The organism is Pedobacter alluvionis (assembly GCF_003664035.1).
Lineage (GTDB): Bacteria > Bacteroidota > Bacteroidia > Sphingobacteriales > Sphingobacteriaceae > Pedobacter > Pedobacter alluvionis.
Window position 1 is genome coordinate 88,518 of record NZ_RCCK01000010.1, and the last position, 26,188, is coordinate 114,705.

Annotated in this window: 22 protein-coding genes; 7 read left to right on the plus strand and 15 right to left on the minus strand. The window is 40.2% G+C overall.

The genetic code is table 11. The annotated features are described in order from the left end of the window. Positions 1-6: 6 nt before the first annotated feature. From BCL90_RS00645 to BCL90_RS00685, 9 genes are all read right to left on the minus strand, one after another. Positions 7-1,257: an NAD(P)/FAD-dependent oxidoreductase gene (locus tag BCL90_RS00645; RefSeq protein ID WP_121282042.1), complete on the minus strand. Its 1,251-nt coding sequence runs from the start codon at positions 1,255-1,257 to the stop codon at positions 7-9. Positions 1,258-1,372: 115 nt separating this feature from the next. After that, a complete protein-coding gene (locus tag BCL90_RS00650) occupies positions 1,373-2,092 on the minus strand; it encodes an SDR family NAD(P)-dependent oxidoreductase (protein ID WP_121282043.1) in 720 nt (239 codons plus the stop codon). Continuing rightward, entirely contained in the window at positions 2,089-2,736 is a 648-nt protein-coding gene (folE, locus tag BCL90_RS00655) for a GTP cyclohydrolase I FolE (RefSeq protein WP_121282044.1), read from the minus strand. The genes BCL90_RS00650 and folE overlap by 4 nt, the downstream gene beginning before the upstream one ends. Positions 2,737-3,045: 309 nt before the next feature. Next, complete coding sequence (locus tag BCL90_RS00660; protein WP_121282045.1) at positions 3,046-4,131, minus strand: SGNH/GDSL hydrolase family protein; 1,086 nt, start codon at positions 4,129-4,131, stop codon at positions 3,046-3,048. Positions 4,132-4,390: 259 nt separating this feature from the next. Then, the gene (locus BCL90_RS00665; protein ID WP_166792138.1) at positions 4,391-5,326 is read right to left on the minus strand and encodes an endonuclease/exonuclease/phosphatase family protein; all 936 of its coding nucleotides are present in this window, start codon (positions 5,324-5,326) and stop codon (positions 4,391-4,393) included. An 11-nt stretch (positions 5,327-5,337) separates the two neighbouring features. Next, entirely contained in the window at positions 5,338-6,801 is a 1,464-nt protein-coding gene (locus BCL90_RS00670) for a SusD/RagB family nutrient-binding outer membrane lipoprotein (RefSeq protein WP_121282047.1), read from the minus strand. 9 nt (positions 6,802-6,810) lie between these two features. Next, a complete protein-coding gene (locus tag BCL90_RS00675; protein WP_121282048.1) occupies positions 6,811-10,233 on the minus strand; it encodes a SusC/RagA family TonB-linked outer membrane protein in 3,423 nt (1,140 codons plus the stop codon). A gap of 113 nt (positions 10,234-10,346) precedes the next feature. Next, entirely contained in the window at positions 10,347-11,300 is a 954-nt protein-coding gene (locus BCL90_RS00680) for a FecR family protein (RefSeq protein ID WP_121282049.1), read from the minus strand. Between the two features lie 89 nt (positions 11,301-11,389). Further along, positions 11,390-11,986, minus strand: a complete 597-nt coding sequence (locus BCL90_RS00685) for an RNA polymerase sigma-70 factor (protein ID WP_121282050.1) — start codon at positions 11,984-11,986, stop codon at positions 11,390-11,392. A gap of 387 nt (positions 11,987-12,373) precedes the next feature. Here BCL90_RS00685 and BCL90_RS00690 point away from each other — a divergent pair, with 387 nt between their 5' ends. Beyond that, on the plus strand, positions 12,374-13,291 hold the full coding sequence (locus tag BCL90_RS00690) for an AraC family transcriptional regulator (protein ID WP_208529818.1): 918 nt from the start codon (positions 12,374-12,376) through the stop codon (positions 13,289-13,291). Between the two features lie 228 nt (positions 13,292-13,519). Here the strand turns inward: BCL90_RS00690 and BCL90_RS00695 are convergent, their stop codons facing one another. The 3 genes from BCL90_RS00695 to BCL90_RS00705 are packed head-to-tail and all read right to left on the minus strand — an operon-like array spanning position 13,520 to position 15,512. Then, positions 13,520-14,119: a hypothetical protein gene (locus BCL90_RS00695; RefSeq protein WP_121282051.1), complete on the minus strand. Its 600-nt coding sequence runs from the start codon at positions 14,117-14,119 to the stop codon at positions 13,520-13,522. Next, the gene (locus BCL90_RS00700; RefSeq protein ID WP_165902714.1) at positions 14,116-14,628 is read right to left on the minus strand and encodes an RNA polymerase sigma factor; all 513 of its coding nucleotides are present in this window, start codon (positions 14,626-14,628) and stop codon (positions 14,116-14,118) included. The genes BCL90_RS00695 and BCL90_RS00700 overlap by 4 nt, the downstream gene beginning before the upstream one ends. Before the next feature lie 8 nt (positions 14,629-14,636). After that, the gene (locus BCL90_RS00705; protein WP_121282053.1) at positions 14,637-15,512 is read right to left on the minus strand and encodes an alpha/beta fold hydrolase; all 876 of its coding nucleotides are present in this window, start codon (positions 15,510-15,512) and stop codon (positions 14,637-14,639) included. Between the two features lie 381 nt (positions 15,513-15,893). Between BCL90_RS00705 and BCL90_RS00710 the strand changes: the two genes are divergently transcribed. Continuing rightward, positions 15,894-18,302 carry a PAS domain-containing sensor histidine kinase gene (locus BCL90_RS00710; protein WP_121282054.1) on the plus strand — a complete coding sequence of 803 codons (2,409 nt, stop codon included), beginning with the start codon at positions 15,894-15,896 and terminating at the stop codon, positions 18,300-18,302. Between the two features lie 144 nt (positions 18,303-18,446). Here BCL90_RS00710 and BCL90_RS00715 read toward each other — a convergent pair whose 3' ends face one another. From BCL90_RS00715 to BCL90_RS00725, 3 genes are all read right to left on the minus strand, one after another. Further along, positions 18,447-19,061 (minus strand): cytochrome b/b6 domain-containing protein, encoded by a 615-nt coding sequence (locus tag BCL90_RS00715; RefSeq protein WP_121282055.1) that lies wholly within the window; start codon positions 19,059-19,061, stop codon positions 18,447-18,449. 6 nt (positions 19,062-19,067) lie between these two features. Then, complete coding sequence (locus tag BCL90_RS00720) at positions 19,068-19,955, minus strand: cation diffusion facilitator family transporter (RefSeq protein ID WP_121282056.1); 888 nt, start codon at positions 19,953-19,955, stop codon at positions 19,068-19,070. A 75-nt stretch (positions 19,956-20,030) separates the two neighbouring features. Then, on the minus strand, positions 20,031-20,561 hold the full coding sequence (locus tag BCL90_RS00725) for a hypothetical protein (RefSeq protein WP_121282057.1): 531 nt from the start codon (positions 20,559-20,561) through the stop codon (positions 20,031-20,033). A 383-nt stretch (positions 20,562-20,944) separates the two neighbouring features. On the opposite strand from BCL90_RS00725, the gene tssD (BCL90_RS00730) reads away from it, so the two are divergent. From tssD (BCL90_RS00730) to BCL90_RS00750, 5 genes are all read left to right on the plus strand, one after another. Beyond that, positions 20,945-21,340, plus strand: coding sequence for a type VI secretion system tube protein TssD (tssD, locus tag BCL90_RS00730; protein WP_029288480.1), 396 nt, complete (start codon positions 20,945-20,947; stop codon positions 21,338-21,340). A gap of 108 nt (positions 21,341-21,448) precedes the next feature. Continuing rightward, on the plus strand, positions 21,449-21,844 hold the full coding sequence (gene tssD / locus BCL90_RS00735; protein WP_121282058.1) for a type VI secretion system tube protein TssD: 396 nt from the start codon (positions 21,449-21,451) through the stop codon (positions 21,842-21,844). A gap of 293 nt (positions 21,845-22,137) precedes the next feature. Next, positions 22,138-23,877, plus strand: coding sequence for a type VI secretion system Vgr family protein (locus tag BCL90_RS00740; RefSeq protein ID WP_121282059.1), 1,740 nt, complete (start codon positions 22,138-22,140; stop codon positions 23,875-23,877). Positions 23,878-23,910: 33 nt separating this feature from the next. Beyond that, on the plus strand, positions 23,911-24,741 hold the full coding sequence (locus tag BCL90_RS00745; RefSeq protein ID WP_121282060.1) for a hypothetical protein: 831 nt from the start codon (positions 23,911-23,913) through the stop codon (positions 24,739-24,741). Continuing rightward, the gene (locus tag BCL90_RS00750; protein ID WP_121282061.1) at positions 24,734-26,185 is read left to right on the plus strand and encodes a hypothetical protein; all 1,452 of its coding nucleotides are present in this window, start codon (positions 24,734-24,736) and stop codon (positions 26,183-26,185) included. Before BCL90_RS00745 ends, BCL90_RS00750 begins: the two co-directional genes overlap by 8 nt. Positions 26,186-26,188 lie beyond the last annotated feature (3 nt).

Genomic DNA, 26,188 nt, shown 5'->3' on the forward strand with positions numbered 1-26,188 from the left:
GCGTTGTCAGCTATCCGTTTTAAGTATTTCCTCTACAACAGTACGGGCACTTTTCATTGCGCCGTTTATCGAACCGTTCAGCAGGTAATCGCCGCATAGGTAACAATTCCTGCTTATGCGCATTGTATCCGCATCCATTTCGTTCTTTGCAGTCCTGTTATCGGGAAGGGCGTGTGGGATAGAATAGGTGGCCAGCAATTCCCATTGTGCCGAACCTGGGTACCATTGCATAAGCTCTTTCCTTATCATTTCTTCAAGACCAATTTTTGTGGCGGTATGGGCTGTTCTGACAGAAACTGAAATCAGCGACTGACCTTTGGGCGCGTATGAGGGTGCGATATGTTCCATAAAGGCAATATTGTTGATCAACTGCCCGCTGATGGCATTCAGCGCAATGCGTTTAGAGTGCGCTGTCCTTTCCCTGCTTGAAAAATACATCGTTAATGCATCTTTTTTCAAATGGCTGTCTATATCCATGGCCGATTGGGAAAGGTTTTGTGGTTCGGTTGCGATAATGATATTATCGGCCTCATAAATTTTCCCGGAGCGGCCAAAAGCCTGGCCGTTTTTTATCTCTGTGATTTTCTCGCCAAGCAAAAGTTCATCCCTATCCAGGCACCCGGCCAGCTGTTTACTGATTTCGCCCATACCCAGTGCAGGAACGGCAGCAGCGCCTTCACTAAGCATTTTAAAGACGAATTCAAACATCCTGCTGGATGTTTCAAGTTCGGTTTCCAGAAATATGCCGGAAAAGAAAGGCCTGAAGAATTTTGTGATAAACTGCTCACTGAAGTTCAGCGAAGTTAGATATGAGTATGTGCTGGTTTCTTTTCTGCTGAATATTTCTTCCACGGTACTGGAATGTAGCCTGAGTTTGAGCTTTAGCAGGCGTAGCTTATCTCCAAAGCTTCCGATAGGGGAAAAAAGGGTTTTGATCAGCATCAAAGGTTCCCTTAAGGGATCGCCTATTTTATGTCTTCCCCGTTCATCGAGAATTTCTGCCCCGGGAAGAAAGGCTTTCAGATCAAGTTTCTCGTAATTCAGGAGCTTTTTGGCTTCCGGGTAGGCGGTAAGCAGGACCTGAAATCCCCGGTCGAGGATGAAGCCACTTTTATGATCGCTCCCCGCCCTGCCACCAACTTGCTCCGATGCCTCAATGACGAGGATCTTTTTACCTGCCTGTTTTAGTAACCTGGCTGCAGATAGCCCTGCTATTCCGGCGCCTATGATGATCACATTCAGTTTTTCTATTTTCATAACTGCTTTTTATGATAACCGGTTAAGGGAAATACCGGGCTTTGCATATTGGAGCTTTGCAATACGCTGCCCCTGAAAATAGCTGTCCAGTCTCCTTACCATTAATGCCTGCGTGTTAGATGTTTGTCCTCAAACTGCCCATGCCGCCATCAATCGCGATCACCTGTCCTGTTATCCAGCTGCTGTCTTCAGAAAGCAGGAACGCAATTGCGGCGCTGATGTCGCCCGGTTCCCCGTATTTTCCCAATGGGTGTCTTTTTGCAGAGGCCTCCATTTTATCAGGAGTATTGAGGAATTTTGTGGATAGCGGGGTATTGGTCAGCGATGGCGAAACTACATTTACCCTGATCCTGTTTACGCTCAGTTCTGCAGCCAGCGATACAGCAAGCCCCTCCAGCGCAGCTTTGGAGGTTGCAATACTGGAATGATAACCCATACCTGATCTGGCAGCAACCGAGCTGATGAAAACGGCCGATGCCGAATGAACATTTTTCAGGGACTTTAATGCAAGCTGCATAGTGCGTGCTGCACCCACCACATTCAGCCTGAAATCATCTATCAGATCATTTTCGCTAATCCTTGAAAAAGGTTTGAGGTTGATGCTTCCGACACTGTATACAAGTCCGTGAAGTTCCTCCGGCAAAAAAGAAGCTAGTACATCCATATTTTCCATCACATTAAGTGGCTGATAGCGGACCGATGCAGGCCAGCTATCTGAGCTACTTCTGGATGCGGCGTAAACATTTGCACCCTCTTTGCTCAGCAACTGCACCAGATTGAGGCCTATGCCCGAACTTCCTCCGATTACCAGTATATTTTTACCTTGAAACCTCATTGGCCTATATATTTTAAAAATTCGTTTCTTGTTTCCGCATCCCTGAATTTTCCGCTGAAGGAGCTGGTTACCGTTGAGCTGCCGGCATCCTGGATCCCGCGTGAGGAGACACAGTGGTGGCTGGCATCGATCATCACGGCTACATCATCTGTTCCCATTACGCGCTTAATCTCCCGGGCAATCTGGATGGTCAGCCTTTCCTGTACCTGTGGTCTTTTGGAATAGTACTGTACGATCCGGTTGAGTTTGGACAGGCCAATTACTTTTCCTTTGCTGATGTATGCCACATGCGCCTTGCCCGTAATAGGAACAAAGTGATGCTCACAGTTACTGAAGACAGCAATGTTTTTCTCAACCAGCATTTCACTATACCCGTAACGGTTTTCAAAAAGGGTTGCAACAGGTTTATTGGCCGGATTAAGTCCGCTGAATATTTCTTTAACGTACATTTTGGCAATCCTGTCCGGAGTATTCTTCAGGCTATCATCGTTCAGGTCGAGTCCGAGGATATTCAGTATGCTGGTAAAATGGTCCGAGATCATCGAAATTTTTGTCTCATCGTCCATCTCAAAAGCATTCGCCTTCAATGGCGTACTAAAGTGTACCGAGTCGATTTCGTAATCTGCTAGGTTTTGTTCTGGCATATAATAGTATATTAATATACTAATTTAGTATATTAATATATAATATAGGTATATAACGACTTATATATCCTCCAATTTTAAAATTGTATGACGCAGGCCGGTCAATCAGATCATAAATTTTATTGTATGCTGATAAAACATTGGGTTAAAGAGCAGTATCGTAAGAAGAGGGATTGTAGAAAGAAAAAAGGGTTAGTTTTTTAATGGTATCCTATCAATTTCAAGATACGTAGAATGATTAGATGGTAGGTTGTAGCTTTGCCAACTTCAACCTCTTATTGGAACGATAAAACCCAAATCTGTAAAGTATTAATGGTTTTTAATGTTATGTTTATTTAAAATATCGCTGATCAAAGGAGTGATGTATTGAATCATCCGGTCATATCCAAGGTCGTTGGGATGGGTTCCATCTATGGTGCCTTCATGATCATCGCCAATCATGTTTTCTGAAGTGATCAAGTAAAGGTTTTTCATACCCTTTTGCAGTAAAGAAAGTATTTCCTTTTGTATATTTATATTTTGCTGTCTAACCTGTGTTCCTAAAACTTTATCCCAATAACCATTTTCCCTTATCAGGCTTTGCATTACTATTATTGGTATATCAGGATTTCTTTTGCGGATGGTGCTAATGAAATTAGCGGTTCTTTCGGTTATCAGTTCAGGATTCGTATTTGGCACACAATCCAGGATATAGGCATCAGCATCGATAGCAGCTACCATATCAGCAACTTCAGGTTCCATTTTTGCACTTCCGCTTAAACCCAAATTAATAAAGTTGATACCCGTTGCTCTGGAAAGCCTTGCGGGATAGGCCATACCAGGCCTGCTTGCACCCGTTCCCTGCACAATGCTTGAACCATAAATAAGTACTCTTTTTACAAATGGGTTATTGTTTGCAGCGATGTCTGCATTTTTTGCGATGCCGATCTCCAGTTTGTCTACCTGGTCATATAGGGGGAGGTATAACAGGAATTCTTTTTCAGTGTTATCCATCCTGCCAATCAGGATTTCCTCGTTACAAATACCTGTTACCTTGCCTATTCCGGCAAACTGCCATTTCTGTCCATTTTTTATATAAAGATCTAATCCCTTTTGTGCTGTAGGAACCATGTTTGGAAGTGCCTTGCCTGCTGAAACGCACCATTTCGCAGCGATTACATTACTATTGGTTTTGAAAGAAATCGCAATACCTGCAGAATGACTAAGCAATTGCACTACTCTGGGCGGCAGGCCTTTATATTTATTGGTATCGATTCGGTTATAAGGGTTATGGGTAGGCTCGCATTTGCCCACCAGGGTAAATCGATCAGCAGGTATAAACTTTAACTCACCTGTTCTTTGTGCGCTTGCAGAAAAAGAGGTAATAATGGTTATTAAAATTAGCAGATATCTCATAATAGATAAGGAACTGTGTCGTGAATTATTAAAATAAATACCATCAAAAGCCCATCGACAAGTAGCGCTCACAGTATACAATCAAGATCACACTTACTGTATACATGAAAGTTTAAGAGGAAAGATTAAATTTCCTCTTAAAAATCATTAAAAAATGAAAGCCAGATTTATTCTATGTAGCCTGGTGTATTGGTGATTTTTGCACCGCATAATTTAATTCAGCAATGCTACGTTAAATAGATGCATCTGGTTTTGAAAATTACCTGTTTAAAATTAACACCATCGGGTAGTGGTCAGATGCGTAATCCGTAAAAGCATCTTTAACCAGGTAAGAATTTGCATAACTGCTCACTAAAGTTCCATTCATCCATATGTAGTCTATTCTGGTAAAATTCCCATGACTACGAAGTTTAGTAGGTGCGCTTTTATCATAATTTGTTCGAAAAAGTTTCCAGCTGTCGTGATAGTCCTCGTCAATCATGCTTTGGATTGTACTGTAATCAATTTTTCCATTATTTAATACCTTAGTGCCCGGGTTATTTATTTCTGAAGCCCTAACCAGGTTCATCTTCGTTTCATTGTTGTCATAAAACGATGAATCCTGCGGCGACATATTATTAAAGTCACCCATCATCAATACTTTTTCAGTTTTTGGAATCAGTTTAGCACGATTTAATATAATTCCAATTTCCTCTTTACGTTTTTCATAAGTATTTGGATTAAGATGGATTACAAAAAAGTGATAATCGAGTATTTTAGCCTGAATAAGGTGTAATGTAGATGGTTTAGACTTGATGTCAGTAATGGGGAACTTTGAAATTAGTGCTACCGGCAATCCATTTTCGTGGTGCATTAATGTATAATTAAAACCCATGCTTTCTGCAAAAGTCTGCAAACTTGCCTTGGTAAATCCTTTCATCTCCTGAAATGCAATTGCGGCAGGCTGGAGAGTATCTACCCAGAGTCTAAACTTTGCTATCCGGGCAGAATCAGCTCTAAAGCCCTCGTAAATGTTGTAAGATAACACTTTAAAAGTTGAGGTATTGCCCGTTGCCAATGTCATGCTTGCACCAGGCCTCTTCAGCGTTGTAGCAGTGGTTTGTTCTATTTTTTCCTTTTGGCAGGAAACAAATACAAATGCCGATAATAATACGGAGACTATTGTGCATTTAAAGAAAAATAATTGCTTGTTCATATTGTTGTTTTTTAGTTTTGCCACCATACTTTACTGGTTAATTTATCGCCGCCGATTTTAGCTGCGGCTGCATCGTAATTTGCTTTATTTGTAGCTTTGGTAATTAAGGGGTATTCAAATCTTGTGGGTAATATTCCATTATTTTTTACCGCTGGTCCCTTCGGCAATACAGGATAGCCTGTTCGCCTGTAATCATACCAGGATTCGAATCCTGAGAAAAACATGGCAATGTATTTCTGTCCGATTAACCTTTCCATGTTCGCATTTGCACCGGTAAATCTGACTGTAGGCCGACTCAAATAGGTGGTTCCGGCGGTGCCATCCCAGGTGCAGTTCCATTGTTTCCAGGATGCTTCTATGCCCTTATTATAATAAGATTGTGCATCTGCCGTAATCCAGCCTTTTAATGCAGCTTCAGCTAATAAAAAGTTGACCTCCGACCAGGTTAGGATAGGGAATGGGTAGGAGCCACCCTTCAATGTGGTAGCCAGGGTAGAAGTTTTAAGTCCGCCGTTATCTGCAAAGGCAATGGTTTGCTGCTCATCGTAACCGCTCGGAATACCTACATAGGCTCCCGGGGTGTTGCGTGTGGCGTACCTAAACCTTCTGCCATCAACGGTATTGTTCATCATATCCATTAGCGGTTTTCCCATTCTCCTGCTCCCGCTAAATTCTGCGGCAGCCATTTCTAAAAAAAGGTTTATGAATGGCTTTGTTCCTGAGTATCTCATCATTGCTTCATCATCATTACTGCCAATAAGAGGGTACTTTGCAGGATTGCCGAACATTTCTGCGATCTGCCCGGGGGCATTCATCTCTGATTTATTTGATACCCTAACCAGTAAACGCAAACGCATAGAGTTGGCAAATTTTTTCCATTTAATAATATCCCCAGAATAGATCAGATCAGTGGTTTCAAAAGCTTTGTTTTCATCAAAAATTTCGTTTGCCTTTTTAAGATCAGCCAATATGCTGGTATATATAGACTGTTGAGAATCGTATTTTGGATAAAGTAAATCATCCCTGCCTCTAAATGCTTCGGTGTACGGTATATCGCCAAACATATCGGTAAGGTTTGAAACAAACCAGGCTTTCATAACCAGGGCTGCTGCCATATTATTCACATCATTTCTTTGTTCGGCACTTTTATACATTTCACTCATATCGTTGGCTTTCACATAAAGCGTTGTCCAGATGGGATCAAACTCGTTTTCCTTAAATTCATAGCGGGCAAAGTCATTCAGCGCACCTGTCTCTACGGTGTATTGCATCATTTCATTATTTAAGCGGTGAGCACGCCTGGTAATAAGCCACATGCCATCAAATTGAGCAGGTGCAAGCAGGCTTCCCGGGGCTACGCTGGTTACCCTTACCGGATCGGTATTTAGTTTATCAAAATCTTTTGTGCAGGAACTGCCCAGACTAACCGCAAGCAGGAACGATATTAGTTGAAGGTGTTTTAATAGTGTTTTCATATCAGATATTTAAAATGATGCTTTAAGTGTAGCGCCAAAACTCCTGGTAGATGGGAATTGCCCTGTTTCGAAGCCTGGTTCAATTCTATTTCTATTTAAAGTGGCGATTTCCGGATCATAGAGTGGAAATTTGGTAAATAGTAAGAGATCACGACCATACAGGCTGAAGGATGCGGAATTGGCACCTAAACTTTTAAGTAGTTTTGCGCTAAATCTGTACTCCAATGATACTTCACGAAGTTTGATAAAGGAAGCGTCAAAAATGTTTGCCTCTGCATTATCCCTGAGGTACTTTTGGTTGTAATAATCTCCAGGTGTGGCTACGATATCATTTTTACGGTAACTTCCGTCTGCATTTTGCACTACACCCTCTCCAATTATTCCGTCATATCTTCCTGGTAATGATGATTTCAGTTTTCCTGCTCCTCCTAAAACGGAGTGAGAAAAGGAATATATGTCACCCCCTTTTTGTCCGTCAAATAAGAATGAAAAGCTAAATTGGTTATAGCTCAGTTGGTTCTGGATGCCTGCTTTAAAATCGGGCACCGCTGAGCCCAATATTTTTAGGTTTTCAGTATCTATCAAAGGTAATCCCCTATCATCGTGAACGATTTCTCCACTGGGCGCTCTCAAATAGCCTGAACCATAAATATCTCCAATAGATCCGCCCACAATGGCTTTAACAAAACCTCTTGGTCCGGTGGCCATTATAATTTCACTCACATTAGGCGCCAGTTCCTTAACCAGGCTTCTGTTAGATGAATAGGTTAACATTGTTTTCCATTGCAATTTGCTTTTTTTGTGAAGGAGGCTGGCATTGACCGCGAGCTCAATTCCCCTGTTATTGATCAACCCGGCATTGAAGATCCTGCCGGTAAAACCCGTTGCCGGATCGTTGGGTACGGTTAGGATCTGATTGGAACTGTTGGCATTATAATAGGTAAGATCAAAACCCAAACAGTTCTTAAAGAACCGAATGTCTAGTCCCAATTCCCTGTTGGTAATAATTTCTGGTTTAAGACTATCACCACCAGGCAGGGTTGTTGGATTGGTATAGCTTCCTCCAAATTCTGATGGCGTTAAATAATAACCTGTCCGGTAAGGATCTGTATCATTTCCAACCTGAGATACAGAACCCTTAATCTTTAGATAAGATAATGCCCTAAAGGCAGAAAGATCAAATATTTCACTGGCTATAGCGCTTCCTGAAAAGGAGTAATAAAAGTAGGAGTTATTGGCTTTTGGCAAGGTGCTCGACCAATCATTACGACCGGTTAGGTCCATGAACAAAAAGTTTTTGTAATTAAACTGGGCCAGGGCATAAAGACTTTGAACTTCCTTGTTGGCTGGTGAGAGCACAATTAAGGGCCGGTCTTTAGCGTTACCAAGCGTATAAATTCCGGGAGTACTGAGTCTTTCAGCAGTGATGAGGTTGTTTTGGATCTTGTTTTTAAAAATACTACCTCCTGCCGAGAAAGAAAGGTCGAGATTATTGAGTAATTTTTCATCGTATTTATAAAGGAAGTCATAATTCTGTTCCTGCATCATTACCGTTTGCTCCTGGTAACGGCCAACGGCAAATCGGATACTGCTGTATGGTCTTCTGGTGGTTCTGAATGATGAATTTTGGTCGATACCACCTCTCAGCATTAAGCTCATTTTTTTACTTAAATTATAGGTTGCTGTGACGTTACCGAAAATTCGATCCTGGTCTAAAGTGTTCAGGTTCTCATATAGGATAAAATAGGGATTGTCAACAGAAGGGTTAAGCAGGTTATTCTGATCCACATCCTTAATATCCCAGTAATCCTTATAATAGGAAGCGGGGATGTTAGCCGAGCGGTACATCAACCCATACATAAAGGAATTGGTATTATAACCCGAAAGCGGTAAGTTATCACTTTGTTTATGATAATAGTTGAACCCCGTAGATAATTGAAAATTTTTGAGTTTGCTGTTACTGGAAAAAGCAAGCCTGTTGAAGGTATAACCAGTATTTGGCAAGATATACTTGTTGCGTACATCGTTGTAAGATAACCTTACTGAATTTTTACTGTCACCACCTGTTAGCGAGAGTGTATTGTTATAGGTAACGCCTGTTACAAAAGCATCTTTTACATAGTTTTTATCAGCAACCCACGGCGTTTTTTCTATTCCCCGGGTTTTGGTTACCGGATCATACTGATAGTAGAGCTGTCCGGAAAAAGCCGGACCAAAGGACCGGGTAGAATTTGTACTTGGTCCATCAGGGCTGGCACCGTAAGAGAAATAAGTATTGATGGTGTTTCCCGCACCATATTCGTACTGAAAATCAGGATAATGCAATACGCCTTCGAGGTTAGCACTGCTATTAAAGGTTACATTCAACCGTTCTTTTCGTTCAGCATTATTTTTGGTAGTGATCAATATCGCACCTGATGCAGCTCTCGAACCATACAAGGCTGCGGCAGAAGGGCCTCTTAAAACCGTTACGTCTTTAATATCTTCGGCATTGATATCACTCAGGGCATTTCCATAATCAACCGGAGGCTCAGTGTTTCCGGTTGCACCATAGCTTAACCCATTATTTCCCACCATGCCACTCAGCACGGGTACACCATCGATTACAATTAAAGGTTCTCCTTTATCAAGATCCAATGAGTTTTGTCCGCGCAACGTTATCCTAACCGTACCACCCGGACCTGCTCCTGCCCGGCTAATGTTTAATCCCGGCACCTTACCCGATAAGGCATTTACCCAGTTACCGGGAACCGTTTTCGAAATTTCCTCCCCATCAATTTTGGTTACCGCGTAGCCCAGGCTCTTTTCTTCCCTTTTAATACCCAACGCGGTTACCACTACGTTTTCTAAGGTATGCTCATGGCCAGATAGTTCGATATGAATAGAGCTACCTCCGGTTTTTACCCTTTGTATTTGCTTCGTCTCATAAGAAACATGGCTTATTTCTAATGTATAAGTTCCAGGTTGAACTGCTAATTGGAAAAAACCACTGCTATTTGTTGTTGTATGCTTGCTTAATTCAATTAGCTTAATATTAGCGCCCGGAAGCGCTTTGCCCGTTTCGTCGCTTACCTGTCCTGATATTGATGTTTCCTGACTGCCATCTTCGTTTCCTTGTTTTGCCAAAATTACGATCTTGTTGGCTTGAGCGATGTATTTCAGCTTAGTATCTTTTAAAACCTGGGTCAATACTGTTGATACTGAAACATTGCTTACATTAACAGATATATTATGGTAAGGTAAAACCAGCTCCTCATTAAAGACAACCTGAATTCCCGACGCTTTTTGTATGCTTGAAAGCGCCGTTCTTAAATTTTGATGTTGAAGCTTGAGGGTGATTTTAATCGCTGCAGGAGATTGTGCATTTGCTGGCCTCGGCATCAGTAACTGACTTCCAAGAACCAGAAGCACTAATAAGTAAATTTGTTTCATTTGAGATTTTCTTGTCGTATTTATACAGGTATATCCAAGAAATCTGCAAGTGGTAGTAGAAAAATTTGAAAATTGTTTTATTTATGGTAAAAAGCGCCTGAAAAGGTCGCCAGTTACCTGGGTCGCTTTTTAAAAGTTACCATTCTGTCTTGCTGTTCATAAGAAAGGCCATTGGCACTAGCCAAAATACTTAAGATATCGCTTATCTTTTCGTTTGATATAAAGCCCGCCGTTACGCGATAATCCTTAATTTCTGCTTGCCTGAAATGGAACTGAAGCCTATATTTTTTGGACAGCACGGCACACACGTCTGCTAGCCGGTCATTGTTAAAGGAGAGATCGCCATTTTGCCAGCTGATAACCGTTTGAGCGTCTACAGTACGTTGTATCATAACACCAGTTTGACTATCTACCGTGACCAGCTGATTGGGTAGTAACACTGCCGATCGCGTTCCTGCGCTATTGGAAACACAAACTTTTCCCCGGGTTACTGCAACCTGCAGGTTACTGAGATAACGATAGGCTTTTATATTGAATGCGGTACCGAGCACCTGCGTATTAATATTTTTTGAGGTAACTATAAAAGGATGGGAGGGATCATGGCTGATGTCAAAATAGGCTTCACCTTCTACGAGGTTGACCTGGCGGTTCGCTTTAGAAAAACGATTTGGGTAAGTTAGCTTACTTCCGCCGTTTAACCAAACCATGGAACCATCAGGCAATGAAATTTTTATGCGTTCACCTTCCAGCGCTGTTTTTTCCAGAATCACCACAGGATCTGCCCAATCGCGAATATCGTTTCGGAATATCAGTAAGCTGCCCAGCGTGATAAACAACATGGCTGCAATGCGGACTATTGGCCATAGAGATTTACGTTCGAACAATTTTTGATCGATGCTTCTTTTGATCCGCTGCTTGGTGATGGTCTCTTCAGGCTGGCTCCATTCCCAATTGCCTTTTTCGGCCTTTGCATCAAACCACTCCTCCAAAGCTTTCTTTTCATCAGCTGTACAGTGTCCCTTTCGGTAACGCTCAAGAAGTTCGTTAATGCCTTTTGAATCCATCATTTAATAATATCCGGAAAAGTAGGTGTTGGTAGTAGATATTTCAAAATATTTTTTCAAATCCAGTTAAGCGGGTACGAAATCTTTCAAAATTAGAACATTATTGAATAAAATATAATACAGACTTTAAATACAGAATCATATTTAAGCACGGTTCTAAAATGCTTTAAGACATTGCTAATCTGCTTTTTTACGGTTTTATCAGAAATCTGCAACCGATCTGAAATCTCCTTATGACTAAGCTGTTCCCGCCTGCTGAGCATAAAAACCTGCCGCATTTTGGAGGGAAGCTTTTCCAATTCAATATTGATGAGCGAATCGAGCTCCTTCGCCTCAATTACATCAGTTGCGGAATGTTGTTGCCTGGAATTGAAGTAACTGATTAAATTTTCCTCATGTTTTCCTTTTTTGAGCTGATCCTGTACAAAGTTGATCCCTTTAAAACGTGCTGCGGTAAAAAGATAACCACTAAGCGTGCGCTGATCAGCTATTTCTTCCCTTCTTGACCACAAGGAAATAAATATTTCCTGAACAATATCTTCTGCGGCTTCCTTATCGCGGATAACTTTTACTACATAGAGAAACAACTTTTGCCAGTAGGCATTATAGATATCATCAAAAGCATCCTTTTCACCACGGCATAACCGGCGGAAAAGCTCTTGGTCATCGTAAGCTTCTGGCATATCCATCAGGAATATAATTAATATCGCAAAGCTACTTTTGTAATGTTAAATCAAAGTTTAGCCAGTATTATGCTATGTTCGGTTTATTATTCTGTTTTGGGTGATAGAAATAAGCTTCGAAATTTCTTTGCTTCCGGTTGGCCGAATGAGGATGGGAGTTGAGGAATAAGTATTTCAAAGGATGCCCCGGGCGCAAGGTTGTGAGTTTTTTGGAAGGGTATACGATTTAAAAGCCATTTGCATATGGTATAATTAAGCCACTATTTTAATGTTGTAGGATTTTTTTAGATTTGATGTATAGAAAATCTCTAAGTTTAAATACGTGTCCTCTCCAATTTGAATTTAGATGTCTGATAGTTTTATACATAAGCCAGCTGAACAGCATTTAAAAAAATGACCATCACAAATCAAGAAATACAGGCCGATTATCAACATCGAATTAACCGGGTATTTGAATTTATTGATGAAAACCTGGATGCTGATTTGTCATTAAATACAATTGCAGAGATTGCTTTTTTCTCACCTTTCCACTTTCATAGGATTTTCAAATTTATTACAGGTGAAACATTAAACGAATATGTAAACAGACAGAAAATTGAAAAATCATCTTTAGCCCTGTTGCATAAAAATATAACAACATCTGAAATAGCACATCGATACGGTTTCAGTGACAATTCTTCATATTCAAGAGCTTTTAAAAAGTATTTCGGAATAAGTCCAAAAGAATTTAAACTGCAAAATCCGAATAGACATAGCAAGATTTGTCAACTTGAAAGCAAGAACGGACAAGAGTACCCCGATTTTGAAAAATACATTTGCATCATTGATAACCTTAAAAAATGGATAAAAATGAATGCAAAAATTGAAATTAAAGAAATGCCAAAAATGGATTTGGCTTATGTATCAAGTATTGGAACACAGAACCTTGAATCTGCTTATCAAACATTAATGAAATGGGCTACACCTCAAGGTTTGATTAATGAGCAAACTAAAATGGTTACAATTTACCACGACAGTTTTAAAGTTACAGAAGCCAGCAAAGTAAGAAGGAGTGCTGCAATCTTACTAAATAAACCAGTTGAAGTAAATGGCGAAATTGGGCAAACTTCAATTCAAAAAGGAAAATTTATTGTAGGCAGTTTTGAAATTGGTCTGAATGAATTCGAAAAATCCTGGACGGGATTATTTTTATGGATGAACGAAAATGGATATAAAAAAGCCGATAAAAAGCCATTTGAGGTTTATCATAACAACTTTAATGAACATCCGGAAAGAAAGGCAATTGTTGATTTTTGCATTCCAATCGAATAGTAAAGCTTGATATAACACTGTGTATTGGTAGTGGTGGTTTTGTGCTAAATATAAAATTTTAGTATTTAATAACCTCAGTATTAAAACAAAATTTAGGTGCTTATAAATTAGCCACTAACAATACACAGATCATTAAATTCAAAGCGATTAATTTTCCAATACATTCAATATGCATTTCTGTAACAAGACTTCTAATATTCAACGAATAATATCGATACTTATAGATGTTTATTCAATTCCGCTTCGCATCTGCTCAAAATCTTTAATAAGGTCGTCGATCATTTTTAGCTGTTTTTTTTGTTTATAAAATCTGTTCCATAAAGAGACTGCTGCAATATAAGCGGTAGTGATGGCCAGGGCTGTCAGGGTAAAAAGTAAACTTCCTCTTTTTGTGATTTCGACAATGTATCCAACCAGCGCCAGATATAGCAAAACAGAATATATCCACATATATTTTGTCAGCATTTTCTTCTGCCATTTGAGTTTTCCAATCTGGTTGTTCAGGTATTCAATACCCGAAATATCACGCTGATCTTTTTTGAAGTCATAACTTTTCCAGCTTAAGACGGCAAAAACAACCATCAGGGTAAAGGCCGAAGCAATGCTCATATCAAAAGGCCAGTTGTATTCGTTGTGGTAGGTGAAATATACCCAGGTAATTACCGAACCTGCAATGATAAAGCCAATACTCATGCAGATATTAGATCTGCGCAGTTTGCGCTGATGTTTTTCCCATTTATCCTGGACAACATGAGCGGCATGGTCTATGGTATTGTTTTCTACCGGCTGCGATAGCCAGCTGTTTTGAAGCTCCTGAAAATTTGTCATTTTTTATTCTCCATGAGGTTAAGTAAACGTTCTTTAATCCGGTTTATCCGTACACCGGTATTGGTTAAACTTGCACCGGTAATCTCGGCGATTTCTTTATAGCTTTTCTGTTCGAGTACAAGTGAAATGATGATGCGGTCCTGAGCAGCAAGCTGACTTATACAGAACCTGAGTTTTTCCAGCTTTGCTTCCTGTTCCATCTTTTCGGGAATTTGTTCAATATCAGGAATTTGGAATGCATCAGGAATGGGCAGATAATCATGGCGCTTGTTTTTGGAATTGAAACCAATGGCAGTATTCACTGCAATCCGGTATATCCAGGTGCTCACTTTTGATTTCCCTTTGAAATTCTGAATGCTCTTCCAGATCTGAAAAAGTATTTCCTGATACAGATCGTCTGCATAAGAAATATCGTAAAGATAAGCTCTGCAAATCCGGTAAATGCTTGCATGATTGGCCTTAACCAGCTCATTAAAGTATCCCTGCTGATCGCGATTGTTCTCTGGCACAGTTTTATTTATAATTTGGTTATAAAAGTATCCATTTCGGCTAACATCCAGTTTGGCTCATCAAACATGATAAAATGCCTGGCATTGTTGCTCACCCTTATTGTACAGGTTTTGCATTTAGCATACTGCTTTTGAAAGGTTCTGCTTACATACTCACGCGTAAAGCCAATAAACTGGGGAGATTCTTTAAAAGCAGCAAGTACCAATACCGGCACATGTATCGATGCAATTTTGTCCTGAATGTCCTCGCTCATCATTTCGGTAAAAGTATAAGCCATTGTTTTCCGGTCTGAGTTTGCGCCCCATGTCGCGATCGCATCCCATCTGGTTGAATCTGCACACAGGCTTTTTGCAACATTCAACTGATAGGCTTTGAGCTGTGCATCGTTCATCTGATTGTATTGCGCCAGCAATGTTTTTGCCTGTGTCTCGTTAAAACCACTTTGGGCATTGGGGTTCATCGCTGCAGCATAAAAAGGCATCGCATCAATCACGATAACCATGCTTAATGCATCTTTCATTTCGGCTGCAATATTGAGTGCAAGAAAGCCCCCAATGGAATGTCCAACGAGAATGACGTTTTTGAGTTTATGGATTTTGATATAATTTATTAATGCTAATTTAAAAGTGCTAAGATATGGGCCGCCACTTAATGGTGGAACACCTGCATATCCTGCGAGCGTGAAAACATGACACTCATATTTTTTATTGTAATGCGCTACTGTACTTTCCCATTCCTCACCACTGCAGGTTGCACCAGGTATAAATATCATGGCTTGCCCTTTGCCACTTACCTGTACTGTAAATGGTTCGTTCAAGCGGTTCGCATGTGTAGAAATAGCCGAGACTAAAATAAAGGTAAAAATCAAAATTGCTTTTTTCATAACCGGGTCTTTTCTTCTTTAGTAGACCATAACTTTAATTTCTTACATTAAAATTCAAATTTTATGAAAACAGGCTCTGTTTTATCCATTTGGAAGATAAAAGAATAAATTTCATCCCACGTATTAAATAAGGGGAAATGTAGCAATACATTTCTAACAAGTTTTACTGTCAGATCTAATTCCTTAATTATATCAATTGTATCTTGCGTTGGAGGAAGAGTTGCAATAACAGTTTGTTTTCAGTAATTCAGTGAGCCTAATTTCATCAACCCTGAAAAGGATTAGATTGCTGTCAATTAGGCATCAGAGAAAGCAAGGTTTCAGCTTTCAAAATAAATTCTTAAATTTCGTGTTTTTAAGCCATCTCCTTTAGCGACCAACATGAGTGAACATCAGGATAAATCAGACCTTAACAACGCAGATGCAGCGGCTGACCTTGCCCGTTTCAGGGCATTGATTGCTGCAACCTCTGATGTTATCTACAATATGAGTGCAGACTGGAACGAGATGCGTCAACTTGAGGGACGAGGATTTCTAAAGGACGCGGCCAGACCAACGACTGATTGGATGTCTTTGAACGTTTACCCGGAAGACCGCAAAAAGGTTAAAGAGAAAATTGCTAATGCAATTGCACTTAAAGGAACATTCCAGGCAGAGCACCGCGTTCTGCGTGCTGATGGTAGCGTAGGATGGACCTTTTCCCGCGCGGTTCCCATACTGGACGCCAATGGAGAAATTGTAGAATGGTTCGGAACCGCCAGCGATATCACAGAACGCAAAACAGCTGAAGAAGCTTTGAGTAAGTCCAGGGAAGAGCTGGAGCAACAAAAAAGATTATACGAAACCATCACCTCCGGCACGCCTGATCTGATGTACGTATTTGACCTGGAGTACCGGTTTACTTATGCCAATAATGCACTGCTTAACATGTGGGGTAAGAGTTGGGAGAATGCTATCGGAAAAGGCCTGATCGAGAACGGATACGAGCCGTGGCACGCCGAGATGCACCAAAAGGAAATAGACCTGATAAGAAATACTGGTGAGCAAATTCGTGGCGAGGTATCTTTTCCCCATTCAACTTTGGGAAAACGCATATACGACTATATTCTGACACCCGTTTTCAATGAGAAGGGCGAGGTAGAGGCCGTTTCGGGAACGACACGTGATGTAACTGAGCGGTACAGATTTGAGCAACAACTGAAAAAGAACGCTGAAGATTTACAGGAATTAAACGAAGAGTTTGCTACCATTAATGAAGAAATGGCATCTTCCAACGAAGAATTGATGGCTACTAACGAAGAGCTTGCCCAGGTTAATCAGGAGTTGGTTTCAGCCCACCAAACAATTGAGGAAAGCAGAACAGCACTTCGTCTTGCGATCAATGCTGCTAACTTCGGAACCTGGTTTATCCATTCCGGAACCAGGGAATTCATAACTGATGCACGGTTAAAGGAATTGTTTGGCTACTATCCTGAAGAGCCGCTATCCATTGAGCAGGCACTCGCACAAATTACAGAAGAATTCCGCCCGATAGTAGCGGCAAAACTGGAAAATGCCATTTACAACAATGGGGATTATGATGTTACCTACCCGGTAATCGGTCTTCACGACAACAAACTGCGTTGGCTAAGGGCCATTGGCAATCTAAAGGCCGATCCCTCAGGCACCTTTTCCGCTTTTACGGGTGTGGTGATGGAAATTACAGATCAGTATCTCGCCACCAAAAGGATAGAAGAAGCTGAAGAGGGTTTGAGGATGGCCGTTCAGTCGGCTGAGTTGGCTACCTGGTATATGAATGAAAAACTGGGGATTATTTCCGCCTCAGCCAGATTCAACGAACTTTTTGGTTTTAAAAATGAGGAGGAAATTACCTTCGATGATGCCGTTAGACAGATATTGCCCGAATACAGACAATTGGTAGGAGATGCGGTTGCCGCTTCGTTTAAAGATGGAGCTGATTTTAAAATCGAGTACCCGGTAGTCGGCTTCCATGATGGAAAACAACGTTGGGTACGCTCCTTAGGTAAATTTGTAGCTGATGAAAAGCACGGCAAATATATCACAGGGGTAATGGCAGATATCACCGAGCAGAAAATGGACGAAATCCGCAAAAATGATTTCATCGGGATGGTTAGCCATGAGCTCAAAACCCCTTTGACTTCACTTTTCGGCATCATACAGATTGCTGAAAGAAAGCTCAAAAACAGCGACGATACATTTTTGAAGGGTGCAATGGCTAAGGCGAATGCCCAAATAACACGCATGAGCGCAATGATAAATGGTTTCCTGAACATCTCGAGGCTGGAATCCGGAAAGATCAGCATTGAAAAAACCCGTTTTGATATTAAAGAGTTGATCCGGGAAACGGTTGAAGAGCTTGCGGTAATTTCCCCAAACCATAGTATTGTATTCGAGCATTGTGAAGCGGTCGATGTATTTGCCGATCATAATAAAATCCATTCGGTTATCGCCAATCTACTGAATAACGCTGTTAAGTATTCACCCCTGTCATCCACAATACGTATCGCCGGTATGCTAAGCGAAAATGAGCTCATTGTTAGTGTAAGCGATGAAGGTATCGGCATCAGCGAACAGGATGCGGAAAAAATCTTTGAAAGATACTACCGGGTAGAAAGCAGTCAAACCCAATATGTATCAGGTTTTGGAATAGGCTTATATTTAAGTGCAGAAATTGTGAAGTACCATGGTGGCCGGATTTGGCTTGAAAGCAAGCCGGAAAAGGGATCTGTATTTTACTTTAGTCTGCCTGTCGATAGAGGAACATCGTAGCCTGGTAAAAAAGCCATTTTATTTGACCTTCTGTCGCCGAATCCATAACATTATGGGAAGACTATTAAAAATAAGATAAAAAATCGGTTCAAGGTTGCATAGCAAAAGATCCAGGTAACAGAAATTGCCTGGACTGCGGTTTACCTAATCATTATGATCAGGCCCCTGAGCGACGTCCTCATTCTTAATATTAAAATTCCCTCTTATCATTTTTGACACTATGCCCGGCTCACCGCCGATATCAGCAAGAAGAACACCACCGATATGCAGAACGATGAAGGAAAGCATATAATAAAGCGATTTTACATGGATGGCCTCCATAATTTCCTTTGTTTCCTTCGGGCCATTTACCACCATAAAACCGGTAAAGAGTGAGGTAGCAAAAAGAACATAAAAAATAATGTAGAGCCATGACTTGAACTTATCTTTAGGAGAGGTTTGTTTTGAAAAAGGATTTTTGAAAGCAATTCCCTGAATAAAAGTAATGCCCATCCGAATCAAATATAAACCTATCAGAACATACCCGGTAATGACATGATAGCGCCACATCGGCTTGCGGATTTCTTTCCCGATTGCAGCAGCATCAGTTTCTGAAAGCTGAATTCCTTTTTTCAGGAGCGCCTGCCTCAAAATCTCTCCCATAGCATCTTTATTCATCCATCCAAGCCTTAAAAAAACAGTTAAAAGCAAGAACATTATGGCAAAGGCAATGGCCCAGTGTATCACACGGCTGGCCAGATTAAATCTTTTTTCTCTCATAACAATTTATAAATCATAAGGTTCAACATGAATTAGCGCATCTTTGATGTACAGATCTGATGCCAGAAGCTCATCTTTAACCTGATGGGCGACAGAATGGGCATGGAACACATTGATATTGCCATCCACCTCGATATGCATATCTACATAATAGTCAAGGCCCATTTTTCTTACAAAACACTTCTCCACTCTTTTCACTTCTATATGCAGAGAAGCAATATGACTGATTGCCGAAACGAGTTCATCAGCAGGCGCCTTATCCATAATCTCCTCGAAGGCAGGGCGGATGATCTTAAAAGCGTTATAGATGATAAAAAGGCAGGCGATCAGTGCTGCCCAGTCATCAAGACCTTCATAACCTTTTCCCAAGAAAATGGCTAAAGAAATCCCGATGAATGCAGCAATTGAAGTGATTGCATCACTCCTATGGTGGTAGGCATCGGCAATTACCGCTTGGCTGCCTAATCTCTTGCCAATCGAATAGACATAGCGAAAGAGGAACTCTTTTGTCAAAACAACAATCCCAAGTACAATAAGGGTATATTTCTTGGGAATATGATGCGGTGTGCGAATGAATTCAACCGAATGGTAGGCGATCCAACCTGCAGCTGCAAGCAGAAAAAATCCGATAAGGATGGCTGCCACGGGTTCAGCCTTACCATGTCCGTATGGATGGCCTTTATCAGGTGGCCGCTGTGCATATTTAAGTGCAATCCAGAGCAGCCCTGAACTGATTACATCTGCACCAGACTCGGTGGCATCGGCAATAAGTGCATAAGACTGGCCCAGGTGGCCAGAGATCCCTTTTACAAAAATCAGCACAATACTGATGATAATGCCCAACTGGGTGGTGCGGATAGCCTCCGCAGATGAGCTTCTTTTTAAAGGCTCCATAGAAATTTAAGATAAATTACAAAACAGAAATACACCCAGGTGCATAGCTAAGCTTAGTACGAAATTGATAAACGATTAACTGAATAGCGTGGCTTCAGGTTTCGGTGGCCTGAAAAGTTTAATCGATGAGGCAAAAGCGAGTTCATCATCATATGGAAAACCTGATACAGGATGTACACTTATTGCTGCCAAAGGCAGATTTGCTTTTACCGGATGCTGGAAAAGCGTTTGATGGGAGCCATGAATAATCTTTTTGAAAGGCAGTTTGAGGTCCTTGTCGGCATCATTATCCCTGATATCCTTCCCAAGGTAGTGCATGGCAATAAAGTCTGCAAAGCTAATCTTATGGTTCAGGGCACGGTGTTCGAGGAAATGGATCGCGATATATGGCGCCTTTAGTAATTCCATCGTTCCGGGATTACTAAAAGAATAAAGAAAGACCATCAGGTATATCCAAACATTTCTCACCGGGCAAAAATAACCATTTTTATCCGGAGATAACATACCCAAAAAATCGATCGGGTAATTGCGCGTAAATAAAAAACATATAGCGGTCTGGCCGGAGCCCTTGAATTTATCTGGTAAATGCCCTGTCTGTCCCATCATTTTTAAGCTGCCATTGTTTTAATATCTGGATGGAAAACAGATTATTTGTTTCTGTCTTTTTTTTCATGAGCTGAACATCGGTATTATAAGTAATTATGAAATGATAATGTAGAATAAAGCTACATAGCGACCTAAATGTCTACACTGTTTTTAATATCAATCGTTATAGTATAAATGATACAGAAATAATTTTAAATAAAATACAGATTATTTTTTCATCAAAATCTGCATTCAGGTGCGTCTAGGTTCATTGTTATAGAATCAAATTTGGCTTTAGGTGTTATATATGAGTAACATAGATAATGATTGGCTTGATATTTGGTTTAAGGTTTATGTAGCAGAGGCTGCAATAACTTATTTTTTAACCCTTAAATTTAAATATTATGGCTTTCAAAGCTAGATTGAATTTTTCGGGCAAGGAGTACGATGTACTTCATTGTGCGTATGCGTTAAACCGCGATGTGGACGCTAAAGGAAGACCTTCTTCCGGAGTTTACGGTGGAACCATTGATATTGAGATCGAGTCAACCGAAGACACCTCAATAATCGAGGCGATGGTTAACAACCAGTACAAACCTATTACAGGAACCCTTCTGATCAAGAAATCTGAAGAAGATGCCAAAATGAAAGAAGTGGATTTTGAAGATGGCTACATTGTTAAGTATTCCGAAGGAATCAACATTGTTGGCGATCATCCGATGACGCTTAAATTCCAGATCTCAGCAAGAAAGCTGAAACTCGGAAATGCAGAGCATCTAAACGACTGGCCAAAAGCCTAGAGAAAGGTTGAGGGTAGAAAGGTTGAAGGTGTAAGGTTTAAAACGCCATGCTCCACGCCAACCGCTCCACGCAATTCATTCATTTAAAAACATTTAAACTTCACTACAATGGCATTTAAAACCAGATTAACATTAGGTTCAAAGGAATTTGATGTATTACAATGCAGTTTCTCATTAAACAGGGATGTTGATGCAAAAGGTCGCCCATCATCGGGTGTATATGGTGGAACTATTAATATTGAAATAGAATCTACCGAAGATACTTCGGTAATCGAATCTATGGTTAATAACCAGTACAAGCCACAGGCAGGAAGTATTGTCTTCAAAAAAGGTGAGGAAGATTCAAAGATGAAGGAACTAACTTTCGAAGATGGTTATATCGTTCAATATAGCGAAGGTATTGCCGTAAATGACAATACCCCAATGACGCTTACTTTCGTGGTTTCAGCCAGAAAACTGAAACTAGGTAATGCAGAACATGAAAATGATTGGCCGAAAGCATAATTTAAAAATATCATAAGCTAAAAGTGGCTGGTTATGCCAGTCGCTTTTAGTTTGTAAATCTGATTTTATTTATTGATCAGGCTGATCTAAGTTAACACGCTGCTCATATCCCCGTTAACCAGATATTGCATCCTTAAGTACACATTTTTCTCAACTTTCAGCAGTTGGGTATTGGACTTTATATAGAATCTCACATGCAAATGAAATGAATCTTATTTCACTTTACATTGGTAAAAGGCACAGCAATAAATTGAGGTTTTCTCATCATTTGTTGCGGCCAAGCTTGAAACAACATGGAACAGAAACTCATCACCGAAATCAACATAGAAGATAAGGCCATTACTCATTTCGCCAGCTTCAGCCTGCAACAGGCATTTAATAGTCACCATTATTTCGAATTGCGCTTTAACCACGATCAGATGGGGGCACCTGGCTTAATCAGCCTTGATGATAGCCGTGATTTTGTAGGTAAAACCTTAACTGTATCTTTTGGTTATTCGCCAGAGCATCTCCAGTATTTTTCGGGGCTTGTTACCCGGGTAGAGTTGGCACAAAGCCACGGTTACCATGGTATATTAATTGTAAGCGGATACAGTCCTACTATATTAATAGACCGGGGCGAAGATTTGGGTTCCTATCTGGACAAAGATTTGGATACTATTGTAAAAATGGCCACCAATGATACGCCGACAAATGATTTAAAAATTGTAGCCAATGCCAGCCGTAAATCAAACATCGATTATTTGATACAATACAAAGAAAGCGACTGGAAATTTTTAAACCGCCTGTCAGGAGAATACCACGAATGGCTGTATTATGATGGGCAGCAACTCAATTTTGGTAAACCCAATGTACAGAAAGACATTGCCTTATTTTATGGTCGCGATGTACATAACCTGCAATATGCCATGGAAGTTGCACCCATTAAAAACAAACGTTTTGCCTATAATCCCAAACAGGATGAAATGCTGCAGAGTGAAAGCAGTGGAAAAACTGACGGAAATCCTGATCTGGCCCATGCCATCAAGGCTTCAAATTTAATGTACAGCAAAACCTTTAACCAGCCCTCTATGATCAGGGTAGATAATGGTATCGACATTAAAAGCCATGTAGAGAATGAAGAAAAGGCACACATTAGCGAATTGCTAAAGGTGAGTGCTAGTGGCGATAATGCCGAACTTGGTATCGGAACCCTGGCAGAAATTACCATGAGCATTAGGCAGGAGATTTCTTTTGCAACCGAAAGCCTGGGGCGGTTTTTAATTACCAGCATTACCCATAACCTGGATGGAACGGGCAAGTACCACAATACTTTTGAAGGAGTAGTTTCCACCACCGAACGGATTCTGGTAAAAAATTATGATAAACCTAACCCGGATATGCAACTGGCTGATGTGATAGATAATGCCGACCCACAGGGAAATGGCAGGATTAAAGTGAAGTTTAAATGGGAATGCAAAAACAATGATGTAACCGAATGGCTGAGGGTAATTACTCCTGATGCTGGTAGCAGTGATAAAGTTAGTAAGAACCGTGGCTTTGCGTTCGTACCGGAAAAAGGAGATCAGGTAGTGATTGGTTTTGAAGAGGGCAACGTTGCCCGTCCAATTGTATTTGGATCGGTATTCCATGGTAAAAATGGATCTGGCGGTTCAGATGAGAACCATTTAAAAAGTATTGCAACCAGAAGTGGTAATAAATTGCTGTTAAATGATAATGATGGCAGCATAAATTTAATGGATAAAGGAAGTGCAAATTTATACTTTGACGGGGCCGGAAATGCAATAACTAATGCCGCAAACTCTAAAACCATTAATGTAGGAGAAGGTCAAAGTATAATTAAATTAGATAAGGAAGGAAATTTATTAATCGATGCTAAAACTGAAATCAAAATAAAAGTGGGAGAATCTGTACTAACGATTAATAGTAAAGGTATTACCTTAGATACACCGGGAACAAATACGATAAAGAGCACAAACAATTCTATTAAAGGAAAAGGGACTTGGGATGGTGGAGATGTTTTTATCAATTAATATACCTATTCAAAAAAATTAAATACTAAATAGATGAACGCTCCTGCATATTTTAATCAAACATTTAAGAAAAAATATCTTTTCACGATTACTAGTAAATTATCGATAGGTGGTATCTTGAGTGAAAGCAAAGTTGAAATCAGATGGTTAATAGAACTAAAAGAGATATTTGATGATGGATACCTGATCGAATTTATAACACTTGATAATACAATGGTTGAGACAAATAATGAAGGATTTACAGAAATTCATCATTTGGTCAATCAATTGCAAAAAGCATTTAATGAAATTTCCTTCATATCAAACTTTGAAGGTAAAATAAATAAAATCACCAATAAGGACATTATCAATGACAAATGGAATTCGGTAAAAAAAGAGAGCATTGCCTACAATAAAAACATGACTTCTTTAAATGAGCTCTTTGCATTACAAGATGAAAACTTCAACAATGAGGAAGCCTTAAACACAATGATAAATTCCTTAGAATTTTTTGAATTTTACTTTGGTTTAATATTCGGGAAAAAAATTCCGTTAAACGTGAAATTTAAAAAAAAGAATGTATTCGGAACAACTGAAATACCATTCGAAATAGTAGAATCCAAGTCATGGATTGATGATGTTGATGATAGAATTATTACTTTTAAATCCAATAATCCTACACTTAAAAAAGATGAGCTAGAAAAGGCCTATGGTGGATTTCCATTCATTTCGATTGATCAAATAAATCCTGTATATCAATATGATGGCCAATACAGGATGGATAAAAATATAGGCCATATAAAGAAAGCTTTAATTACATTCAAAGAATATGTTTCGAATGATTTAAACTCAGAAATAAATTATAACATAGCCATATATGAGTGAGCAAGATAACGAAACGATAACTGGTATACAGACACTTCATACTAATCATTATTTAACCTGTTCTTCAGGCTTAGCTCCTGCAAAAATGAGTAGTCCACAAAGTGTGGCAAAAACCAGCGAAGGGTATTATTACTTAGTGAGCACAGGCAAGGCGACTACTAGTCTTGGCGATTTTTGTTGCAAATGGACAATCGTTTTGGCAGCTGCTATTGCAGCTGCTGGAATTGTAACTGGGGGTGCCGCGTTAGTTGCGCTGGCTGCTGTAGCCGTAGCTGCAAGTATGGCTATGTGTGGTGGTCTGGCAGCTCCTTTTCGAAAGTGGACAAACTATAATACAAAAAGGAGCTTTGGCAGTATAGATGCTTATTCTTTAACTGCCGCATCACAAATGACCTGCCCGATAGGTGGGGTAATAACTTATGCTCCAGGCATAACAGGTTTTTGGAGTGCTGCTGCTTATACAGCCCGGAATACCACATGGGCTGTCTTTGAAGGTTTTATGTGGGGTAAGCTAGCTGGAGCCGGAGGTAGTTTTGTGAAAGCATTTGGTGGAACAGCATCTGCTTCGGTGAAAACCGCATTAGCTAATTTTTTAACCTTACAAGTCAGTTCCAGAGCTATGGCAGTTGGGGATCAAGTTGTATTTGAAGGGATGCTGCGTAATGGCAAAAGTTTATCTGAGAGCGGCGATGAAGCAGTTAGCGGATTGACAATATTTGAACAGCCTTTCGTTAACTTTTACCAACGTGTAAATAACGGGTATTATACAGGTAGCTATGCTGCAAATACTGCCGATACCAATGGGCACGGAGGTGGGGCAATGCTCACTGATTTATACTATATGGGGCTATCAGCGATGGGAATGAGAGCTATGATCGCTAGTGCAAAAACAAACCCGAATATTGCAACTGGAGTAATGAAACAATCAATTCAAAAATATAATGCCTTGACCAAAGGCGTACTTTTTGAAAGAATAACGTTAGAATTACGAGGGTTAAGTTCAATATATGATAACCCTGTTTGGAGAGCCCTTTGGGATCAAGCGAAAGAAAATATTAGAAATACAGGCAATGAAAATCCTCTTACCAGATACGAAAGTGGTATGCGTGGAAGGATTCCTGGGAGGAGTAGAAATATCTCTTATGAAAGAGAGGCGTTTAGCTATGTTGAACAAGAATTTAGGAGGTTGGCAGCACAAAATGGGACACAGGTGCCTTCAGGTCAGGTACATCATAACAATTGGCCTATTGAGAAATATTCGGATAATGCATTAGATTCCAAAAACCTTTATCCAACTGAGCCCACAACACCTACTACAAATCAACATAGAGATATCCATAGGGAAACGAGTACAGGCCCTCATCCTTATAATACCCCTGTAAGTCCGATACATGAAAAACCGCTCTATGAATATAAACCTCGTCCGATAGACGATAATGATTAAAGA